This window comes from Stutzerimonas azotifigens DSM 17556 (genome assembly GCF_000425625.1).
Lineage (GTDB): Bacteria > Pseudomonadota > Gammaproteobacteria > Pseudomonadales > Pseudomonadaceae > Stutzerimonas > Stutzerimonas azotifigens.
In genome coordinates this window covers 100,721-116,029 of the sequence record NZ_KE384411.1, presented here as the reverse complement: position 1 = coordinate 116,029, position 15,309 = coordinate 100,721, and the positions used below count along the sequence as shown (strand labels likewise).

The following is a 15,309-nucleotide window of genomic DNA, read 5'->3' as shown; positions in this document are numbered from 1 at the left end:
GCTGGCCGGAGCGCCGAGGTCGCAGGCTTTCCCTTCTCCCTGCGGGAGAAGGTGGCCCGCAGGGCCGGTTGAGGGGCGCTTGCACCGGGCGAACCGGCCCTCACCCCAGCCCTCTCCCGGAGGGAGAGGGCGTTGGTTTGGTGCTGGCCGGAGCGCCGAGGTCGCGCAGGCTTTCCCTTCTCCCTGCGGGAGAAGGTGGCCCGTAGGGCCGGATGAGGGTGCTTGCACGAGCGAACCAGTTCTCACCCGGAGGGAGAGGGGAGCTGGTTTGGTGCTGGCCGGGGTCGCAGGCAGAGCCTGCTCCTACAAGGGGCAGTGAAACTACCGGCGTCCCGGCGCAGGCCGGGGCCCAGTTGCCCGCGCCTGTGCCTCTCGCGTGGTTACCGGCCAGCGCCGGCATGTGCGCGGGGCGGTGCATGCAGGTCCGGGTCGCAGGCAGAGCCTGCTCCTACAAGATGACGTGCGAGGACGTCAGTTGTCGAAGTCGTCCCAGCCGCCCATTTCCTTCCAGCGGTTGACGATGCCGCAGAACAGTTCCGCGGTCTTCTCGGTGTCGTAGCGGGCCGAATGCGCTTCGCGGCCATCGAACTCGATGCCGGCGGCCTGGCAGGCCTTGGCCAGCACGGTCTGGCCGTAGGCGAGGCCCGCCAGGGTGGCGGTGTCGAAGCTGGAGAAGGGGTGGAAGGGGTTGCGCTTGAGCTGGCAGCGGGCGATCGCGGCGTTGAGGAAGCCCAGGTCGAAGCTGCTGTTGTGCCCGACCAGGATGGCGCGCTTGCAACCGTTGGATTTCACCGCCTTGCGCACGTTGCGGAAGATCTCGCCGAGCGCGTGCGATTCGGCCACCGCCATGCGCAGCGGGTGGTCCAGCTTTATGCCGGTAAATTCCAGCGCCGCGGCCTCGATGTTGGCGCCGGCGAAGGGCTCGATGCGAAAGAACTGCGGTTCCTCCGGATACAGCAGGCCCTGCTCGTCCATGGCGATGGTGACCGCGGCGATCTCCAGCAGCGCGTCGGTGGTGCAGTTGAAACCACCGCACTCGACGTCCACCACCACTGGAAGATAGCCGCGGAAGCGACGCGCCATGGGGTGGCGCGTGTCGCCCGGGAAGGCACCGTCCAGTTCGTCTTCGAACGAGTCTTCGCTCATGCGTTTGTCTCCACTCGCCACTGCAGGGTCTCGCCAGCACGCAGCGGGACCAGCGGGTGTTCACCGAACGGCAGCTCGGCCGGTACGGTCCAGGGTTCGCGCACCAGGGTGATGCTGTCGGTGTTGCGCGGCAGGCCGTAGAAGTCAGGGCCATGATGGCTGGCGAAGGCCTCCAGGCGGTCCAGCGCGCCGCGCGACTCGAACGCTTCGGCGTATAGCTCGATCGCGGCATGGGCGCTGTAGCAGCCGGCGCAGCCGCAGGCGCTTTCCTTGGCGTGCTGGGCGTGCGGCGCCGAGTCGGTGCCGAGGAAGAACTTGGGATTGCCGCTGGTGGCGGCATCGAGCAAGGCTTCCTGGTGCACGTTGCGCTTGAGCACCGGCAGGCAGTACAGGTGCGGGCGGATGCCGCCGACCAGCAGGTGGTTGCGGTTGTACAGCAGGTGCTGCGGCGTGATGGTGGCGCCGACGTTCGGCCCGCTGCCGAGTACGAACTGCGCCGCCTCGCGGGTGGTGATGTGCTCGAACACCACCTTCAGCGTCGGGAAGCGCTCGACCACGCGGCTCAGATGTTCGTCGATGAATTGCTTTTCCCGGTCGAACACATCGATTTCCGGGCGGGTGACCTCGCCGTGCACCAGCAGCGGCATGCCGACCTCGGCCATCGTCTCGAGCACGGCGAAGACGTTGTCGATGCGGGTGACGCCGGAACCGGAGTTGGTGGTCGCTCCGGCCGGGTAGAGCTTGACCGCATGCACGAAGCCGCTGGCGGCGGCCTGGCGGATGTCCTCGGGACCGGTGTTGTCGGTCAGGTAGAGCGTCATCAGCGGCTCGAAGCGACTGCCGGCCGGGCGCACCGTGAAGATGCGCTCGCGGTAGGCGGCGGCCTGCTCGACGTTGCGCACCGGCGGCACCAGGTTCGGCATGACGATCACCCTGGCGAACTGGCGTGCGGCCGCCTCCACGGTGTGTTGCAGGGCGGCGCCGTCGCGGAGATGGATGTGCCAGTCGTCTGGGCGCAGCAGGGTCAGTCGGTCGGTCATGGGTACACCTGGCTATAAAACGTGCAGGAATGCTACCGGAATTGGCCCGCGGCGGCACGTCGCAGTGGTCTGGCCACTGGTTGGTCGTTGCTCATATCGAGCGAGGCGCAGCCCGGTTCGGACTTCCCTTCGCTGCCGAGCCCCCACGGAACGCGCATCGCCCCGGAGGCGGGCCTCCCACAAGCAAAGGGTGCCCGCCGAATCCGGTGGGAGGCCGCGCCCGTTCCCAACGGGCTTGCGGCATTCACCACATCCCTGTGGATTGCGCGCCCTCGCGGCGATTGCGGCCGAGCGACCGTGGCTGCGAGCGGCGATCGGGACTCGTCCCGAGATCAAGACAGTTGCGCCCACAGGCGCGTCGGCGCTGCTGCACTCCGCAGGCCTGTCAGGCGTCGAGTGCGCCGCGCGCTCCACGGTGACCAACCGCCGGAATCGACCCGAAGCCTTAAGTTTTCCGCGTCGGCACCGATACCTCCCTAGAACCCCTTTCGACTCCGGAGCCGTCGTGCGCCTTCGAAGCTGTCTTCTCATCGGCCTGCTGGCGAGCCAGCAGGCGGCTGCCATCACCTTCCAGACGCGTCTGGAGCGGGTGCAATGGCAGGTGGAAGGCGATCAGTTCGAATGTCGCCTGTCGCAGCCAATCGCCGGCTTCGGCTCCGGCGAGTTCGTGCGCCGGGCGGGCGAGGAGGCGATCTTCCGGCTCAAGACGCCGGAGCGCTGGTTCGGCGCGGGCTCGGCGACCCTGCTGGCGGCAGCGGCGCCCTGGCAGCCGGAGCGCAGCGATCTCAACCTCGGGCCGGTGTCGATCGGCAGCGGCGACACGCCGTTCAACAGCAGCCGGCTGCAGGCCGGTCGCCTGCTCGTCGGGCTGCTGGAAGGGCGCAGCCCGGTGGTGCGTCACCGCACCCTGAACGGTGGCGACCCGCTGGAGGTGCGGCTGTCGCCGGCCCGTTTCGGCAAGGCCTACGAGGACTACCTGGCCTGTACCGCCAAGCTGCTGCCGGTGAACTACGATCAGGTCCGCCAGACCCAGGTAGCCTTCCCGACCAACGCCATCGAGCTGGATGCCGCGGGTCGTGCCAAGCTCGACATCGTGCTGGCCTACGTCAAGGCCGATCCGACCATCAACCGCTTCCAGCTCGACGGGCATTCCGACAACAGCGGCAATCGCCTGGCCAACCGCGACCTGTCGCGGCGCCGCGCGCTGGCGGTGCAGGAGTACCTGATCAGCCAGGGCGTGCCCGCCGAGCAGATCACCCTGCGCTTCCACGGCGAGCGCTACCCGCTGGTGCCCAATACCAGCGAGGCGAACCGCGCCAGGAACCGACGCGTCACCCTGAACCTCGACCGCGCCCCGGCGAGCGTGCCCGCGCCGGCCAGCGCCGCCGCCGAGGCACCGCCCGCGCCCTGAGGCCGTACGATCCTGCGGGGAGGCCATCCGCCCCTGTGAAAGAGGCGGCGCGGCCAGTAGAATTGCGCTTTTCGCAACCCCGTTCGGAGTGGATGGCAATGGCCGATGTTAAGAAGGTGGTCCTGGCGTACTCGGGTGGCCTGGACACCTCCGTGATCCTCAAGTGGCTGCAAGACACCTACAACTGCGAGGTGGTGACCTTCACCGCCGACCTCGGGCAGGGTGAGGAGGTCGAGCCGGCCCGCGCCAAGGCTCAGGCCCTGGGCGTCAAGGAGATCTACATCGACGACCTGCGCGAAGAATTCGTCCGCGACTTCGTCTTTCCGATGTTCCGCGCCAACACCGTCTACGAAGGCGAGTACCTGCTGGGCACCTCCATCGCCCGCCCGCTGATCGCCAAGCGCCTGATCGAGATCGCCAACGAGACCGGCGCCGACGCCATCTCCCACGGCGCCACCGGCAAGGGCAACGACCAGGTCCGCTTCGAGCTCGGCGCCTACGCGCTCAAGCCGGGCGTCAAGGTCATCGCCCCCTGGCGCGAATGGGATCTGCTGTCGCGCGAGAAGCTGATGGACTACGCCGAGAAGCACGCCATCCCGATCGAGCGCCACGGCAAGAAGAAGTCTCCGTACTCGATGGACGCCAACCTGCTGCACATCTCCTACGAGGGCGGCGTGCTGGAAGACACCTGGACCGAGCACGAAGAGGACATGTGGCGCTGGACCAGGTCGCCGGAAAACGCACCGGACACCCCGACATATATCGAGCTGACCTACAAGGCCGGTGACATCGTCGCCATCGACGGCAAGGAAATGACCCCGGCGCAGGTGCTCGCCGAGCTGAACCGCGTCGGCGGCGAGAATGGCATCGGCCGTCTGGACATCGTCGAGAACCGCTACGTCGGCATGAAGTCCCGTGGCTGCTACGAGACTCCCGGCGGCACCATCATGCTCAAGGCCCACCGCGCCATCGAGTCCATCACCCTCGACCGCGAGGTTGCGCACCTGAAAGACGAGCTGATGCCCAGGTACGCCAGCCTGATCTACACCGGCTACTGGTGGAGCCCGGAGCGCCTGATGCTGCAGCAGATGATCGACGCCTCCCAGGCCAACGTGAACGGCGTGGTGCGCCTGAAGCTCTACAAGGGCAACGTCATCGTGGTCGGCCGCAAGTCGGGCGATTCGCTGTTCGACGCCAACATCGCCACCTTCGAGGACGATGCCGGCGCCTATGACCAGGCCGACGCGGCGGGCTTCATCAAGCTCAACGCCCTGCGCATGCGCATCGCCGCGGGCAAGGGCCGCAAGCTGTATTGAGGTTCGGTAGGGGAGGCGCGCACTCTCCCTTCTCCCTCCGGGAGAAGGTGGCCCGCAGGGCCGGATGAGGGATGTGCGCAGGCCCTTCCCCGGAAACTACAAGACCCCGGTCGACGAGCCGGGGTTCGTTTTTCAGCCGTGAGGAGAACACCCATGAGACTGCTGCACACCATGCTCCGCGTCGGCGACATGGACCGATCCGTCGCCTTCTACACCGAAGTGCTCGGCATGACCCTGCTGCGCCGCAAGGACTATCCGGAGGGCAAGTTCACGCTCGCCTTCGTCGGCTACGGCGATGAGGCGCACAACAGCGTGATCGAGCTGACCTACAACTGGGGCGTCGACCATTACGACCTGGGCACCGGTTACGGTCACATCGCCCTCGAGGTCGAAGACGTCTACAAGGCCTGCGAGGACATCCGCGCCCGCGGCGGCAAGATCACCCGCGAACCCGGCCCGATGAAGCACGGCACCAGCATCCTCGCCTTCGTCGAGGACCCGGACGGCTACAAGATCGAGCTGCTGTCGCCCCAGCGGGCGGACTGAACGCAAAGAAAAGGTCTTCGCGTTTCCTGGGGACATCTGGCTTGATCCCGGACTGGCGAGTTTGGGCGGGGTCCTGCCTCGTTCAGGCTGGCACCCCGGAGATCAGGGCGATTACCGCGTGTACTGATACCCCTGGTTTCGGCCCCCCGGCCGAGTCACTTTCTTGTTACTTGCCCAACAAGAAAGTAACCAAAGAAGAGGGCACCCGACATCCGGGTCTGGCCGCTGCGCGGCCAGACTTCCCTCGCTCCGGCGCCGCTCCGGGGGCCGTCACGAAGGGGCGTCCCTGCCCCTTCGTTCCTCGCTCGGCGTCCCTGCCTCGCGTCCCCCTGCGCGACACCTCCACTCGGCCTCCTGACGGGGAATGGAGTCCGAGTCGCCTGGAGGATCGGCTTTCTAGTCGCCCAGCAGGGCGAAACCAAGCGTTCAAGGGGCGTATGAACCGGAATGAAAGCAGGGCTTTCATTCAAGCACTCAAACGTGCCAGTCCGGTATCAAGCCTGGCTTCCCGAGAAAGCGCGATGAACCAAAGAAAAGCCCCTGTGAAGGGGCTTTTCTTTAGATGTCAGATGTCGAAATCGTAGTCGTTGAGCTGCTTCTGCAGCCGGCGTTCCTCGAGCAGGTTGTCGATGATGCGCCGCTTGGTCAGGTTGGTCTTGGCGACTTCGACGGGGGCCTCGGCCGCCGCTTCTTCGTCGTCTTCGGCAATAAAATCGTCTTCGATTTCAATGTCTTCTTTTTCGGCCACTTGGGGGTACTCCGGCTACAACGGGGGCACTGATGGCGCACCTTATAGCGACAAAGCCCGAAGCCGTAAAAAAGATTTTTTCAATCATGGCCGGTGGTTTTCACCGCCGGATCAATCGTCCGAGGTCTTGTGCTTGTACTCGCAAAGATCCTCGATCCGGCAGCTGCCGCACCGTGGCCGGCGCGCCTGGCAGACGTAGCGCCCGTGCAGGATCAGCCAGTGGTGGGCGTCCAGCAGATAGTCCTTGGGCACGAACTTCACCAGCTTGCGCTCGACCTCCAGCACGTTCTTCCCCGGCGCGATGTTGGTGCGGTTGGCGACGCGGAAGATATGGGTGTCAACGGCCATGGTCGGCTGACGAAAGGCGGTGTTGAGCACCACGTTGGCGGTCTTGCGGCCGACGCCCGGCAGCGCTTCCAGCGCCTCGCGGGTCTGCGGCACCTGGCTGCCATGCTGCTCGATGAGGATGCGGCAGGTCTCGATGACGTTCTTTGCCTTGCTGTTGTACAGGCCGATGGTCTTGATGTACTCGGACAGCCCCTCGACGCCCAGCGCATGGATCGCCTCCGGCGTGTTGGCGACCGGGAACAGCCGCGCGGTGGCCTTGTTGACCCCGACGTCGGTGGCCTGGGCGGAGAGGATCACCGCGATCAGCAGCTCGAAGGGCGTGCTGTAGGCCAGCTCGGTCTTCGGCTCGGGATTGTCCTCGTGCAGGCGGCGGAAGATTTCCAGGCGTTTGGCGGCGTTCATTGCAAAAAGGCGGCTCCAGGCTTCAGGCGGCAGGCAACAGGCAGTCGGCGTGTGGTTCTCGCCCCGGCCGTCATTCGATCACTCCGGTGACGCGCACGCGGCGGCTGGCGGTGGGCGGGGCGGGCTGAGCGGCCTTGCGGCGCTCGGCGAGGTGGTGGTCGATGCGGTTCTTCAGGGCGATCAGCAGGCCGAGCACGATGAACGCGCCGGGCGGCAGGATGGCCAGCAGGAAGCCGTCGTAGCCGTCGAACAGGGTCAGCTTCCAATCCGCGGTGGCCGGGCCGAACAGCAGGTGCATGTTGGCGAACAGCGCGCCGGTGCCGGCCAGCTCACGCAACCCGCCGAGCACCAGCAGCACCAGGGCGAAACCCAGGCCCATGGCCAGGCCGTCGTACGCGGCGACCAGCGGACCGTGCTTGGCGGCGAAGCCGTCGGCGCGGCCGAGGATCACGCAGTTGGTGGTGATCAGCGGAATGAAGATGCCGAGCACCTGGTACAGCTCGTAGGTGTAGGCCTGGGTCAGCAGCTCGATGCAGGTGGTCAGCGCGGCGATGATCATGACGAAGGCCGGCAGCCGCACGGCGGGCGTGACCACGCCGCGCACCAGTGACACCGCCAGGTTGGAGCAGACCAGTACCAGCATGGTGGCCAGCCCCAGGCCCAGCGCATTGACCGCCGAGTTGCTCACGCCCAGCAGCGGGCACAGGCCGAGCAGCTGGACCAGCGCCGGGTTGTTCTTCCACAGGCCGTCGAGGCTCAGCTGGCGAAGGCTCGGAGTGCTCATCGGGGCTCGTCCTCGCTCGGTTGGCCGGCGCGCAGGTCGTCACGGGTCGCCTCGTCGCCGGCGCGGGTGTGTCGGGTCGCTTCCGGACGCTCGGTGGCTACCGAACCCGTGTCGGTCCCGGCGCCGTAGGCCGCCGGGTCGAGCAGCACCTGCCGGTTCGCGTCGAAGTACTGCAGGGTGCGATGCACCGCGCCCACCACCGCGCGCGGGGTGATGGTGGCGCCGGCGAACTGGTCGAACCGGCCGCCGTCCTTCTTCACCGCCCAGCCCTCGGCGGCCGGCGATGCCAGCGAACGGCCGGCGAAGCCGTGGATCCAGTCGCTCTTGCCCGCCTCGATCTTGTCCCCCAGCCCCGGGGTTTCACGATGTTCGAGCACGCGCACGCCGGCGATCCGGCCGTCGGCTCGGATGCCGACCAGCAGATGGATGGCGCCGCTGTAGCCGTCCGGCGCGGTGGCCCTGAGGATCACCGCGGCCGGCCGGCCCTCGTGCAGCGCCAGGTAGGCCGGCTGGGCGGTCCTGCCGCCGAGCAGCGGGTCCTGCAGCAGCCGGCTGTAGGCGAGCAGGTCGTTGTCGTAGCTGCCGGGCGGCAGCAGCTGGCCGAGCGCGCGGACCTGGGCGGCCCGTCCGGCGGCCTCGATGCGCTCGGCGGTGGCCTGTCGCAACAGGGTGACCGCGCCCACCGTGACCACCGCGAACAGGCCGAGGACCAGGGCGTTGCGGGCCATGGAGCGGGTGATTTCCGGCAGCATCTCAGTCCCCCGCCTTGAAGCCGCGCTGCGTCTTGGCGTGGCCATAGGTGCGCGGGCGGGTGTAGTAGTCCAGCGTCGGCGCGGCCATGTTCATCAGTAGCACGGCGAAGGCGACCCCGTCGGGATAGCCGCCCCAGGCACGGATCACGTAGGTCAGCACGCCGACGCCGAGGCCGAAGTACAGGCGTCCGCGCGGGCTGGTGGCGCCGGACGCCGGGTCGGTGACGATGAAAAAGGCGCCGAGCATGGTCGCGCCGGAGAGCAGGTGGAACAGCGGCGAGCCGTGGCTATCGGAACCGCTGCCGTTCCAGAACAGCAGGCTCATGACGAACAGGCCGGCGAGCATGCCGACCGGCGCCTGCCAGCCGAACAGCCGCTTGTGCAGCAGGAACAGGCCGCCGGCGAGGAACGCCAGATTGACGATCTCCGCGCCCATGCCGCCGAAATGGCCGAAAGCCGGGTTCTGCCAGAGTTCCTCCACGGTCAGGCTGCGGTTGGTCTTCAGCACGTCCAGCGCGGTGGCGCGGGCCCAGCCGTCGGGCAGGGTGACAATGCCGAGGATCTGCTGCAGGCCGTCGAGCAGGCCCACCGCATGGGCGGCCGGCCACTGGGTCATCGGCACCGGGAAGGACACCAGCGCCACCACGTAGCCGATCATCGCCGGGTTGAACGGGTTCTGTCCGAGCCCGCCGTACAGCTGCTTGCCGAACAGGATGGCGCTGCCCACGGCGACCAGCGTCAGCCACCAGGGCGCATAGGGCGGCAGCGCCAGGGCCAGCAGCGCGGCGGTCACCAGCGCGCTGCCGTCGCGCAGGAAGAACGCCACCGGGCGGTCACGCAGCTTCAGCGCCGCGGCCTCCACCCCCAGGGCGACGGCGCTGGCCCAGAACAGATTGATCAGCGTGCCGGCGCCGTACAGCCAGCATTGCGCGAGGGCCCCGGGGATGGCCGCCGCCAGCACGAGCAGCATCACCCGCTGGGTGCGGTTGGGGCCGTGGGCATGGGGCGAGGTGATGCGGGGCAGGGCCATGGTTCTCCGGATGCGGGGTGTTGTGGTCAGCTGTCGAGCGGCTGAGCGGCGAGCGCCTGCTCGGCGCGGGCCAGGCGTTCACGGGCGGCGACCAACGCCTCGGGGCTCGCCGCGGGGTCGCGTTCCAGCTTGTGCAGCTCGGCGCGGGCGTAGGCGCGCTCGGTCTTGCGTGCGCGCTCCTCGGCGCTGACCGGGCGCTTGTCGATCAATACGTGCTCGGGCGCCGGCCGCCCCGAGGCGGCCTCGGCCCGGTGCAGCGCCTGTTCGGCCTCGACGAGCGCGGCGCGCAGGGGAGCCAGCTCTTCGTCGTCGGCACCGGTTTTCTCCGCCTTCTTCAGTTCAGCGCGCTTGAGCGCCAGGGCGATCTTGGCGCGCTTGAGGTCATCGTTCGGGGCGGCGGCCGGTGCCGGCTGGGCCTGTTCTTCCAGCGCCCGTAGCTGCGCCTCGGCGGTGCCCAGGGCGGTGCGCAGACGCTCGAGCTCGGCGCGCTCGGCATTGTCGGGCAATTCCAGCCGCTCCAGCTTGCCGATCTGGGCGCGCAGCATGGCCGCCTCGATCTTGATCTTCTTCAGGTCGGGCGCGGCCGTCGGCGTCGCAGCCGGTTCCGCCGCCTGTTTGGCCTGGGCCTCATCGAGCGCCTGCCGGGCCTGTTCGGCGGCGCGGCGCAGGGTCTCGACCTGCGCCTGCAACTCGGGGGTGTCGTGCGCGGCGAGCTGCTTCTCGGCCTTCTTCAGGGCAACCTGGGCCATGCTGGCCTCGATCTTCAGCTTCTTCACCTCGTCGCCGACGCCGGCCTTCTTCGCCTGCAGCCGCGCCAGCGGATCGTCCGCGGGCGCCTCGGCCTGCGCGGCGCGCATCCGCTCGGCCTTTTCCGCGCGGGCCTGGCGCTCGGCCTCCTTGCGGGCCTCGGCCTGGCGCAGGCGTTCCTGGCGCGCCTCGAAACGCAGCCGGGCCTGCTCGGCCCTGGCCTGCCGGTCGGCCTGCTCGCGCAGCTGCGCCTTGGCCGCGCGGTAGTGTTGCACCAGCGGGATGCTCGACGGGCAGACGTAGGCGCAGGCGCCGCACTCGATGCAGTCGAACAGGTTGTGCGCCTGCAGCTGTTCATGATCCTCGCCCTGCGCGTAGAACAGCAGTTGCTGCGGCAGCAGGCTGGCCGGGCAGGCCTCGGCGCAGTCGCCGCAGCGGATGCAGGGCATGGCCGGCGGCGGGGCCGGCAGCTCCTCGGGCGTGGCGGCGAGCAGGCAGTTGCTGGTCTTGATCACCGGCGCGGCGGCGTCCGCCAGGCTGAAGCCCATCATCGGACCGCCCACCAGCAGGCGCCCGAGCCGTCGCTCGTCCAGCCCGGCGAAGGCCAGCAGGTCCTTGATCGGCGTGCCGACCAGCGCCTCGACGTTCATCGGCCGCTGCAGTGCCTCGCCGGTGAGGGTGGTGATGCGGCTGATCAGCGGGCGGCCGAGCAGCACGGCGTCGTGCACCGCGACGCAGGTGCCGACGTTCTGGCAGAGCACGCCGATATCGGCCGGCAACCCGCCGGACGGCACCTCCAGGCCGGTGAGGATCTGAATCAGCTGCTTCTCGCCGCCGGACGGGTAGAGGGTCGGCACCGACACCACCATGAAGGGCGTGCCGGCGACCGCCTCGCTCACCGCGCCGATGGCCTCGGGCTTGTTGTCCTCGATGCCGATCAGCACCCGCTCGGGGCCGAGCAGGTGGGCCAGTATCTCGATGCCGGCGACCAGCTCGCGGGCGCGCTCGCGCATCAGGCGGTCATCGGCGGTGATGTAGGGCTCGCACTCGGCGCCGTTGATGACCAGCGTGGCGATGCGGCTGCCCGTCGCCAGCTTGGCGGCGGTGGGGAAGCCGGCACCGCCGAGCCCGGCGATACCGGCGTCGCGGATCAGTGCCAGCAACGCTTCGCGCGACAACGAGCGGTAATCGCCGCTGGGTGCAAGCGGCACCCAGCGGTCCAGCCCGTCGCTGTCGATGACGATCGCCTCGGCCGGCGGGCCGGAAGCGTGCGGGTAGGACTGCGGGCCGATCGCGACCACAGTGCCGGAGGTCGGCGCATGTACCGGCAGACCCCGGGCGTCGGCCGCCTCGGCGATCTTCTGGCCCTTGAGCACCGGCGCGCCGACGCCGACGAGGGGCCGCGCCGGCACGCCGATGTGCTGGCCGAGCGGCACGATCAGGCGCGCCGGCAGCGGTGGCTGCGCGATCGGCTCGCGGTTGGACAGCGCCTTGCGCTCCGACGGGTGGATGCCGCCGGGCATCGGCCACAGCTTCGGCATGCTCATGCGGCACGCTCCGCGTCGCTGGCGATCAGCCGTCCGGGCGGCAGCGGGCGTTCCCAGGCCCAGCCTTGCAGGTCGCGGCCGACCTCGATCATGTCGATGCAGTCCACCGGGCAGGGCTCGACGCAGAGGTCGCAGCCGGTGCATTCGGCAGCGATGACCGTGTGCATCTGCCGCGCCGCGCCGACGATGGCGTCGACCGGGCAGGCCTGGATGCACTTGGTGCATCCGATGCATTCGGTCTCGCGGATGAAGGCGACCATCGGCGGCTTCTCGCCGCCCTCGGCGTCCAGCGGTTCCGGCTCGACGTCGAGCAGGTCGGCCAGCGCCTGGATGGTCGCCTCGCCGCCGGGCGGGCACTTGTTGATCCTGTCGCCGCCGGCGATGGCCTCGGCGTAGGGCTTGCAGCCCGGATAGCCGCACTGGCCGCACTGGGTCTGCGGCAGCAGCGCGTTGATGCGTTCGGCCACCGGATCGCCCTGCACGCGAAAGCGCACGGCGGCGAAGCCGAGTATCGCGCCGCAAGCGAGGCAGAGCGCCAGCAGCACGCCGATGCCGATGATCACAACGCTCACAGCTTGATCAATCCGGAGAAGCCCATGAAGGCCAGCGACATCAGGCCGGCGGTGATCATGCCGATGGCCGAGCCCCTGAACGCCTGCGGCACGTCCGCCAGGGCGATGCGCTCGCGCATCGCTGCGAACAGTACCAGAACCAGGGAGAAACCGAGGCCGGCGGCGAAGCCGTTGACGGTGGCGTCGAGAAAGCCGAACTCGGCCTTGTTGGCGTTGAGCAGCGCCACGCCGAGGACGATGCAGTTGGTGGTGATCAGCGGCAGGAAAATGCCGAGCACGCGGTAGAGCAGGGGGCTGGTCCTGTGCACCACCATTTCGGTGAACTGCACCACCACGGCGATCACCAGGATGAAGCTGATGGTCCGCAGGAACTCCAGATCCAGCGGCACGAGCACGTAGCGCTGCACGAGGTAGCTGCACATCGCCGCCAGGGTGAGGACGAAGGTGGTCGCCAGGGACAGGCCGATGGCCGTCTCCACCTTGCGCGACACGCCCATGAACGGGCACAGGCCGAGGAACTGCACCAGCACGAAATTGTTGACCAGGATGGCGCTGACCATGATCAGGACGAGTTCGGTCATCGAATCACCGTGGCTGAATCCCGCGAAAAAAGGCGCCCATTATCCGGAAAACGGCGAGACCCAGGCAACTTGAGGTGACTTGCGCCATGGCGGCGCGTCACTGGATGGCACCCTCTCTCCTCAGGGGAGAGGGCCGGGGTGAGGGGGCGTTCGGGCAAAGGCTCCGTGCCCGTCACCCTCACCCGCCCTTCGGGCACCCTCTCCCGGGGGGAGAGGGGAAGACGCCTTCGTGCGTCTCAGCCTGAAGCCTGAAGCCTGAAGCCTGAAGCCGCCTTTATTTCACCCTCTGACCCGGCCTGGCGCCGCTGTCCGGGCTGAGCAGGTAGATTTCCTCGCCGCCGGGGCCAGCCGCCAGCACCATGCCTTCGGATACGCCGAACTTCATCTTGCGCGCGGCGAGGTTGGCGACATAGAGGGTCAGCCGGCCTTCCAGCTTGCTCGGGTCGGGGTAGGCGCTCTTGATGCCAGAGAACACGTTGCGCTTCTCATCGCCGATGTCCAGGGTCAGGCGCAGCAGCTTGTCGGCGCCTTCGACGAATTCGCACTTCTCGATCAGCGCGATGCGCAGGTCGACGGCGGCGAAGGCGTCGAAATTGATCTCCGGTGCCAGCGGATCCTTCTTCAGCTCGCCATTGCCGGCGGCCGTGGCCTCGGTGGCGGCGAGGTCTTCCTTGGAGGCTTCGATCATGGCGTCGATCTTCGCGGGTTCGATACGGGTCATCAGCGGGGTGAAGGCGTTCAGTTTGTGATTGGCCAGCGGCGTGGCCAGGTCGCCCCAGGCCAGCGGCGGCACGTTCAGGAAGGCTTCGGCGGCGCCGGCCAGGTTCGGCAGCACCGGCTTGAGCATGATCACCAGCTGGCGGAACAGGTTGACGCCCAGCGCGCAGATGGCCTGCACCTCGTCCTGCCTGCCTTCCTGCTTGTTCAGCGCCCAGGGTGCCTTGTCGGCGATCCAGGCGTTGGCGCGGTCGGCCAGCGCCATGATCTCGCGCATGGCGCGGGCGAAATCGCGCGCCTCGTAGGCCTCGGCGATGCTCGGCGCGGCGCTCTGGAAGGCCGCCCACAGCTCCGGCTCGGGGTCGGCGGCGACCAGCAGGCCGCCGTTGCCCTTGTGGATGAAGCCGGCGCAGCGGCTGGCGATGTTCACCACCTTGCCGACCAGGTCGGAATTGACCTTCTGCACGAAGTCCTCGAGGTTCAGGTCGAGGTCGTCGACGCCGCGGCCGAGCTTGCTCGCATAGTAGTAGCGCAGGTACTCGGGGTTGAGGTGTTCGAGGTAGGTGCGTGCCTTGATGAAGGTGCCGCGCGACTTGGACATCTTCTGCCCGTTCACCGTCAGGTAGCCGTGCACGTTCAGCGCGGTCGGCTTGCGGTAGCCGGCGCCTTCGAGCATGGCCGGCCAGAACAGCGCGTGGAAGTTGACGATGTCCTTGCCGATGAAGTGGTACAGCTCGGCGCTCGAGTCCTTCTTCCAGAAGGCGTCGAAATCCAGCTCCGGGCGGCGCGCGCAGAGGTTCTTGAAGCTGGCCATGTAGCCGATCGGCGCGTCCAGCCAGACGTAGAAGTACTTGCCCGGCTCGCCGGGGATCTCGAAGCCGAAGTAGGGCGCGTCACGCGAGATGTCCCATTCCTGCAGGCCGGCGTCGAGCCATTCGGCGATCTTGTTGGCCACCGCGTCCTGCAGCGCGCCGCTGCGCGTCCACTGCTGCAGCATCGCCTGGAAGTCCGGCAGCTTGAAGAAGAAGTGCTTGGAATCGCGCAGCACCGGCGTGGCGCCGGAGATCGCCGACTTCGGGTCCTTCAGTTCGGTGGGTTCGTAGGTGGCGCCGCATTTCTCGCAGTTGTCGCCGTACTGGTCCTCGGCGCCGCACTTGGGACAGGTGCCCTTGATGAAGCGGTCGGCGAGGAACATGCCCTTCTCGGGGTCGAAGTACTGGGTCACCGAGCGGGTGGCGATGTGACCGGCGTCGCGCAGCTTGAGGTAGATCGCCTCGGACAGCTCGCGGTTTTCCTCGGAGTGGGTCGAGTGGAAGTTGTCGAAGTCGACCAGGAAGTCGGCGAAGTCGGCGCTGTGCTCGGCCTTGACCTCGGCGATCAGCTGTTCCGGGCTGATGCCCTGCTTTTCGGCACGCAGCATGATCGCCGAGCCGTGCGCGTCGTCGGCGCAGACGTAGACGCACTGGTTGCCGCGCAGCTTCTGGAAGCGTACCCACATGTCCGTCTGGATGTACTCGAGCATGTGGCCAAGGTGGATCGAACCGTTGGCGTAGGGCAGGGCACTGGTGACGAGGATCTTGCGGGCTTCGGACATGGAAATCTGCGGTCGCGATGGCTGTAGG

14 protein-coding genes are annotated in these 15,309 nt (G+C 68.0%); 3 read left to right on the top strand and 11 right to left on the bottom strand.

All coding sequences use genetic code 11. The features are described 5' to 3' along the window. Window positions 1–471 precede the first annotated feature (471 nt). Complete coding sequence (gene rnt / locus H610_RS0115125; RefSeq protein WP_028240458.1) at window positions 472–1,146, bottom strand: ribonuclease T; 675 nt, start codon at window positions 1,144–1,146, stop codon at window positions 472–474. After that, entirely contained in the window at window positions 1,143–2,186 is a 1,044-nt protein-coding gene (pyrC, locus tag H610_RS0115120) for a dihydroorotase (protein ID WP_028240457.1), read from the bottom strand. The genes rnt and pyrC overlap by 4 nt, the downstream gene beginning before the upstream one ends. A gap of 505 nt (window positions 2,187–2,691) precedes the next feature. On the opposite strand from pyrC, the gene H610_RS0115115 reads away from it, so the two are divergent. The 3 genes from H610_RS0115115 to gloA all read left to right on the top strand — a co-directional run bounded on the left by H610_RS0115115 (window position 2,692) and on the right by gloA (window position 5,459). After that, window positions 2,692–3,597, top strand: a complete 906-nt coding sequence (locus H610_RS0115115) for a flagellar protein MotY (RefSeq protein WP_028240456.1) — start codon at window positions 2,692–2,694, stop codon at window positions 3,595–3,597. A 98-nt stretch (window positions 3,598–3,695) separates the two neighbouring features. Further along, complete coding sequence (locus H610_RS0115110; protein WP_028240455.1) at window positions 3,696–4,913, top strand: argininosuccinate synthase; 1,218 nt, start codon at window positions 3,696–3,698, stop codon at window positions 4,911–4,913. 153 nt (window positions 4,914–5,066) lie between these two features. Then, window positions 5,067–5,459 (top strand): lactoylglutathione lyase, encoded by a 393-nt coding sequence (gloA, locus tag H610_RS0115105; RefSeq protein WP_028240454.1) that lies wholly within the window; start codon window positions 5,067–5,069, stop codon window positions 5,457–5,459. 565 nt (window positions 5,460–6,024) lie between these two features. Here the strand turns inward: gloA and H610_RS0115100 are convergent. From H610_RS0115100 to metG, 9 genes are all read right to left on the bottom strand, one after another. Further along, window positions 6,025–6,207 (bottom strand): PA3496 family putative envelope integrity protein, encoded by a 183-nt coding sequence (locus tag H610_RS0115100; RefSeq protein ID WP_028240453.1) that lies wholly within the window; start codon window positions 6,205–6,207, stop codon window positions 6,025–6,027. A 111-nt stretch (window positions 6,208–6,318) separates the two neighbouring features. Then, window positions 6,319–6,957 carry an endonuclease III gene (gene nth / locus H610_RS0115095; protein ID WP_028240452.1) on the bottom strand — a complete coding sequence of 213 codons (639 nt, stop codon included), beginning with the start codon at window positions 6,955–6,957 and terminating at the stop codon, window positions 6,319–6,321. A gap of 70 nt (window positions 6,958–7,027) precedes the next feature. Next, window positions 7,028–7,741: an electron transport complex subunit E gene (locus tag H610_RS0115090; RefSeq protein WP_028240451.1), complete on the bottom strand. Its 714-nt coding sequence runs from the start codon at window positions 7,739–7,741 to the stop codon at window positions 7,028–7,030. Then, window positions 7,738–8,493 carry an electron transport complex subunit RsxG gene (rsxG, locus tag H610_RS0115085; protein WP_201768373.1) on the bottom strand — a complete coding sequence of 252 codons (756 nt, stop codon included), beginning with the start codon at window positions 8,491–8,493 and terminating at the stop codon, window positions 7,738–7,740. Before rsxG ends, H610_RS0115090 begins: the two co-directional genes overlap by 4 nt. Window position 8,494: 1 nt before the next feature. Beyond that, window positions 8,495–9,523 (bottom strand): RnfABCDGE type electron transport complex subunit D, encoded by a 1,029-nt coding sequence (locus H610_RS0115080; protein WP_028240449.1) that lies wholly within the window; start codon window positions 9,521–9,523, stop codon window positions 8,495–8,497. Window positions 9,524–9,549: 26 nt separating this feature from the next. After that, the gene (gene rsxC, locus H610_RS0115075; protein WP_028240448.1) at window positions 9,550–11,817 is read right to left on the bottom strand and encodes an electron transport complex subunit RsxC; all 2,268 of its coding nucleotides are present in this window, start codon (window positions 11,815–11,817) and stop codon (window positions 9,550–9,552) included. Beyond that, window positions 11,814–12,389 (bottom strand): electron transport complex subunit RsxB, encoded by a 576-nt coding sequence (rsxB, locus tag H610_RS0115070; protein ID WP_028240447.1) that lies wholly within the window; start codon window positions 12,387–12,389, stop codon window positions 11,814–11,816. Before rsxB ends, rsxC begins: the two co-directional genes overlap by 4 nt. Continuing rightward, a complete protein-coding gene (gene rsxA / locus H610_RS0115065; RefSeq protein WP_028240446.1) occupies window positions 12,386–12,970 on the bottom strand; it encodes an electron transport complex subunit RsxA in 585 nt (194 codons plus the stop codon). Before rsxA ends, rsxB begins: the two co-directional genes overlap by 4 nt. Window positions 12,971–13,244: 274 nt before the next feature. Continuing rightward, on the bottom strand, window positions 13,245–15,281 hold the full coding sequence (metG, locus tag H610_RS0115060; RefSeq protein WP_028240445.1) for a methionine--tRNA ligase: 2,037 nt from the start codon (window positions 15,279–15,281) through the stop codon (window positions 13,245–13,247). Window positions 15,282–15,309 lie beyond the last annotated feature (28 nt).

Bases quoted from the DNA above. Each gene is read 5' to 3' on its own strand.
- rnt (WP_028240458.1), bottom strand. From the start codon at position 1,146: ATGAGCGAAGACTCGTTCGAAGACGAACTGGACGGTGCCTTCCCGGGC.
- pyrC (WP_028240457.1), bottom strand. From the start codon at position 2,186: ATGACCGACCGACTGACCCTGCTGCGCCCAGACGACTGGCACATCCAT.
- H610_RS0115110 (WP_028240455.1), top strand. From the start codon at position 3,696: ATGGCCGATGTTAAGAAGGTGGTCCTGGCGTACTCGGGTGGCCTGGAC.
- gloA (WP_028240454.1), top strand. From the start codon at position 5,067: ATGAGACTGCTGCACACCATGCTCCGCGTCGGCGACATGGACCGATCC.
- nth (WP_028240452.1), bottom strand. From the start codon at position 6,957: ATGAACGCCGCCAAACGCCTGGAAATCTTCCGCCGCCTGCACGAGGAC.
- H610_RS0115090 (WP_028240451.1), bottom strand. From the start codon at position 7,741: ATGAGCACTCCGAGCCTTCGCCAGCTGAGCCTCGACGGCCTGTGGAAG.
- rsxG (WP_201768373.1), bottom strand. From the start codon at position 8,493: ATGCTGCCGGAAATCACCCGCTCCATGGCCCGCAACGCCCTGGTCCTC.
- H610_RS0115080 (WP_028240449.1), bottom strand. From the start codon at position 9,523: ATGGCCCTGCCCCGCATCACCTCGCCCCATGCCCACGGCCCCAACCGC.
- rsxC (WP_028240448.1), bottom strand. From the start codon at position 11,817: ATGAGCATGCCGAAGCTGTGGCCGATGCCCGGCGGCATCCACCCGTCG.
- rsxA (WP_028240446.1), bottom strand. From the start codon at position 12,970: ATGACCGAACTCGTCCTGATCATGGTCAGCGCCATCCTGGTCAACAAT.
- metG (WP_028240445.1), bottom strand. From the start codon at position 15,281: ATGTCCGAAGCCCGCAAGATCCTCGTCACCAGTGCCCTGCCCTACGCC.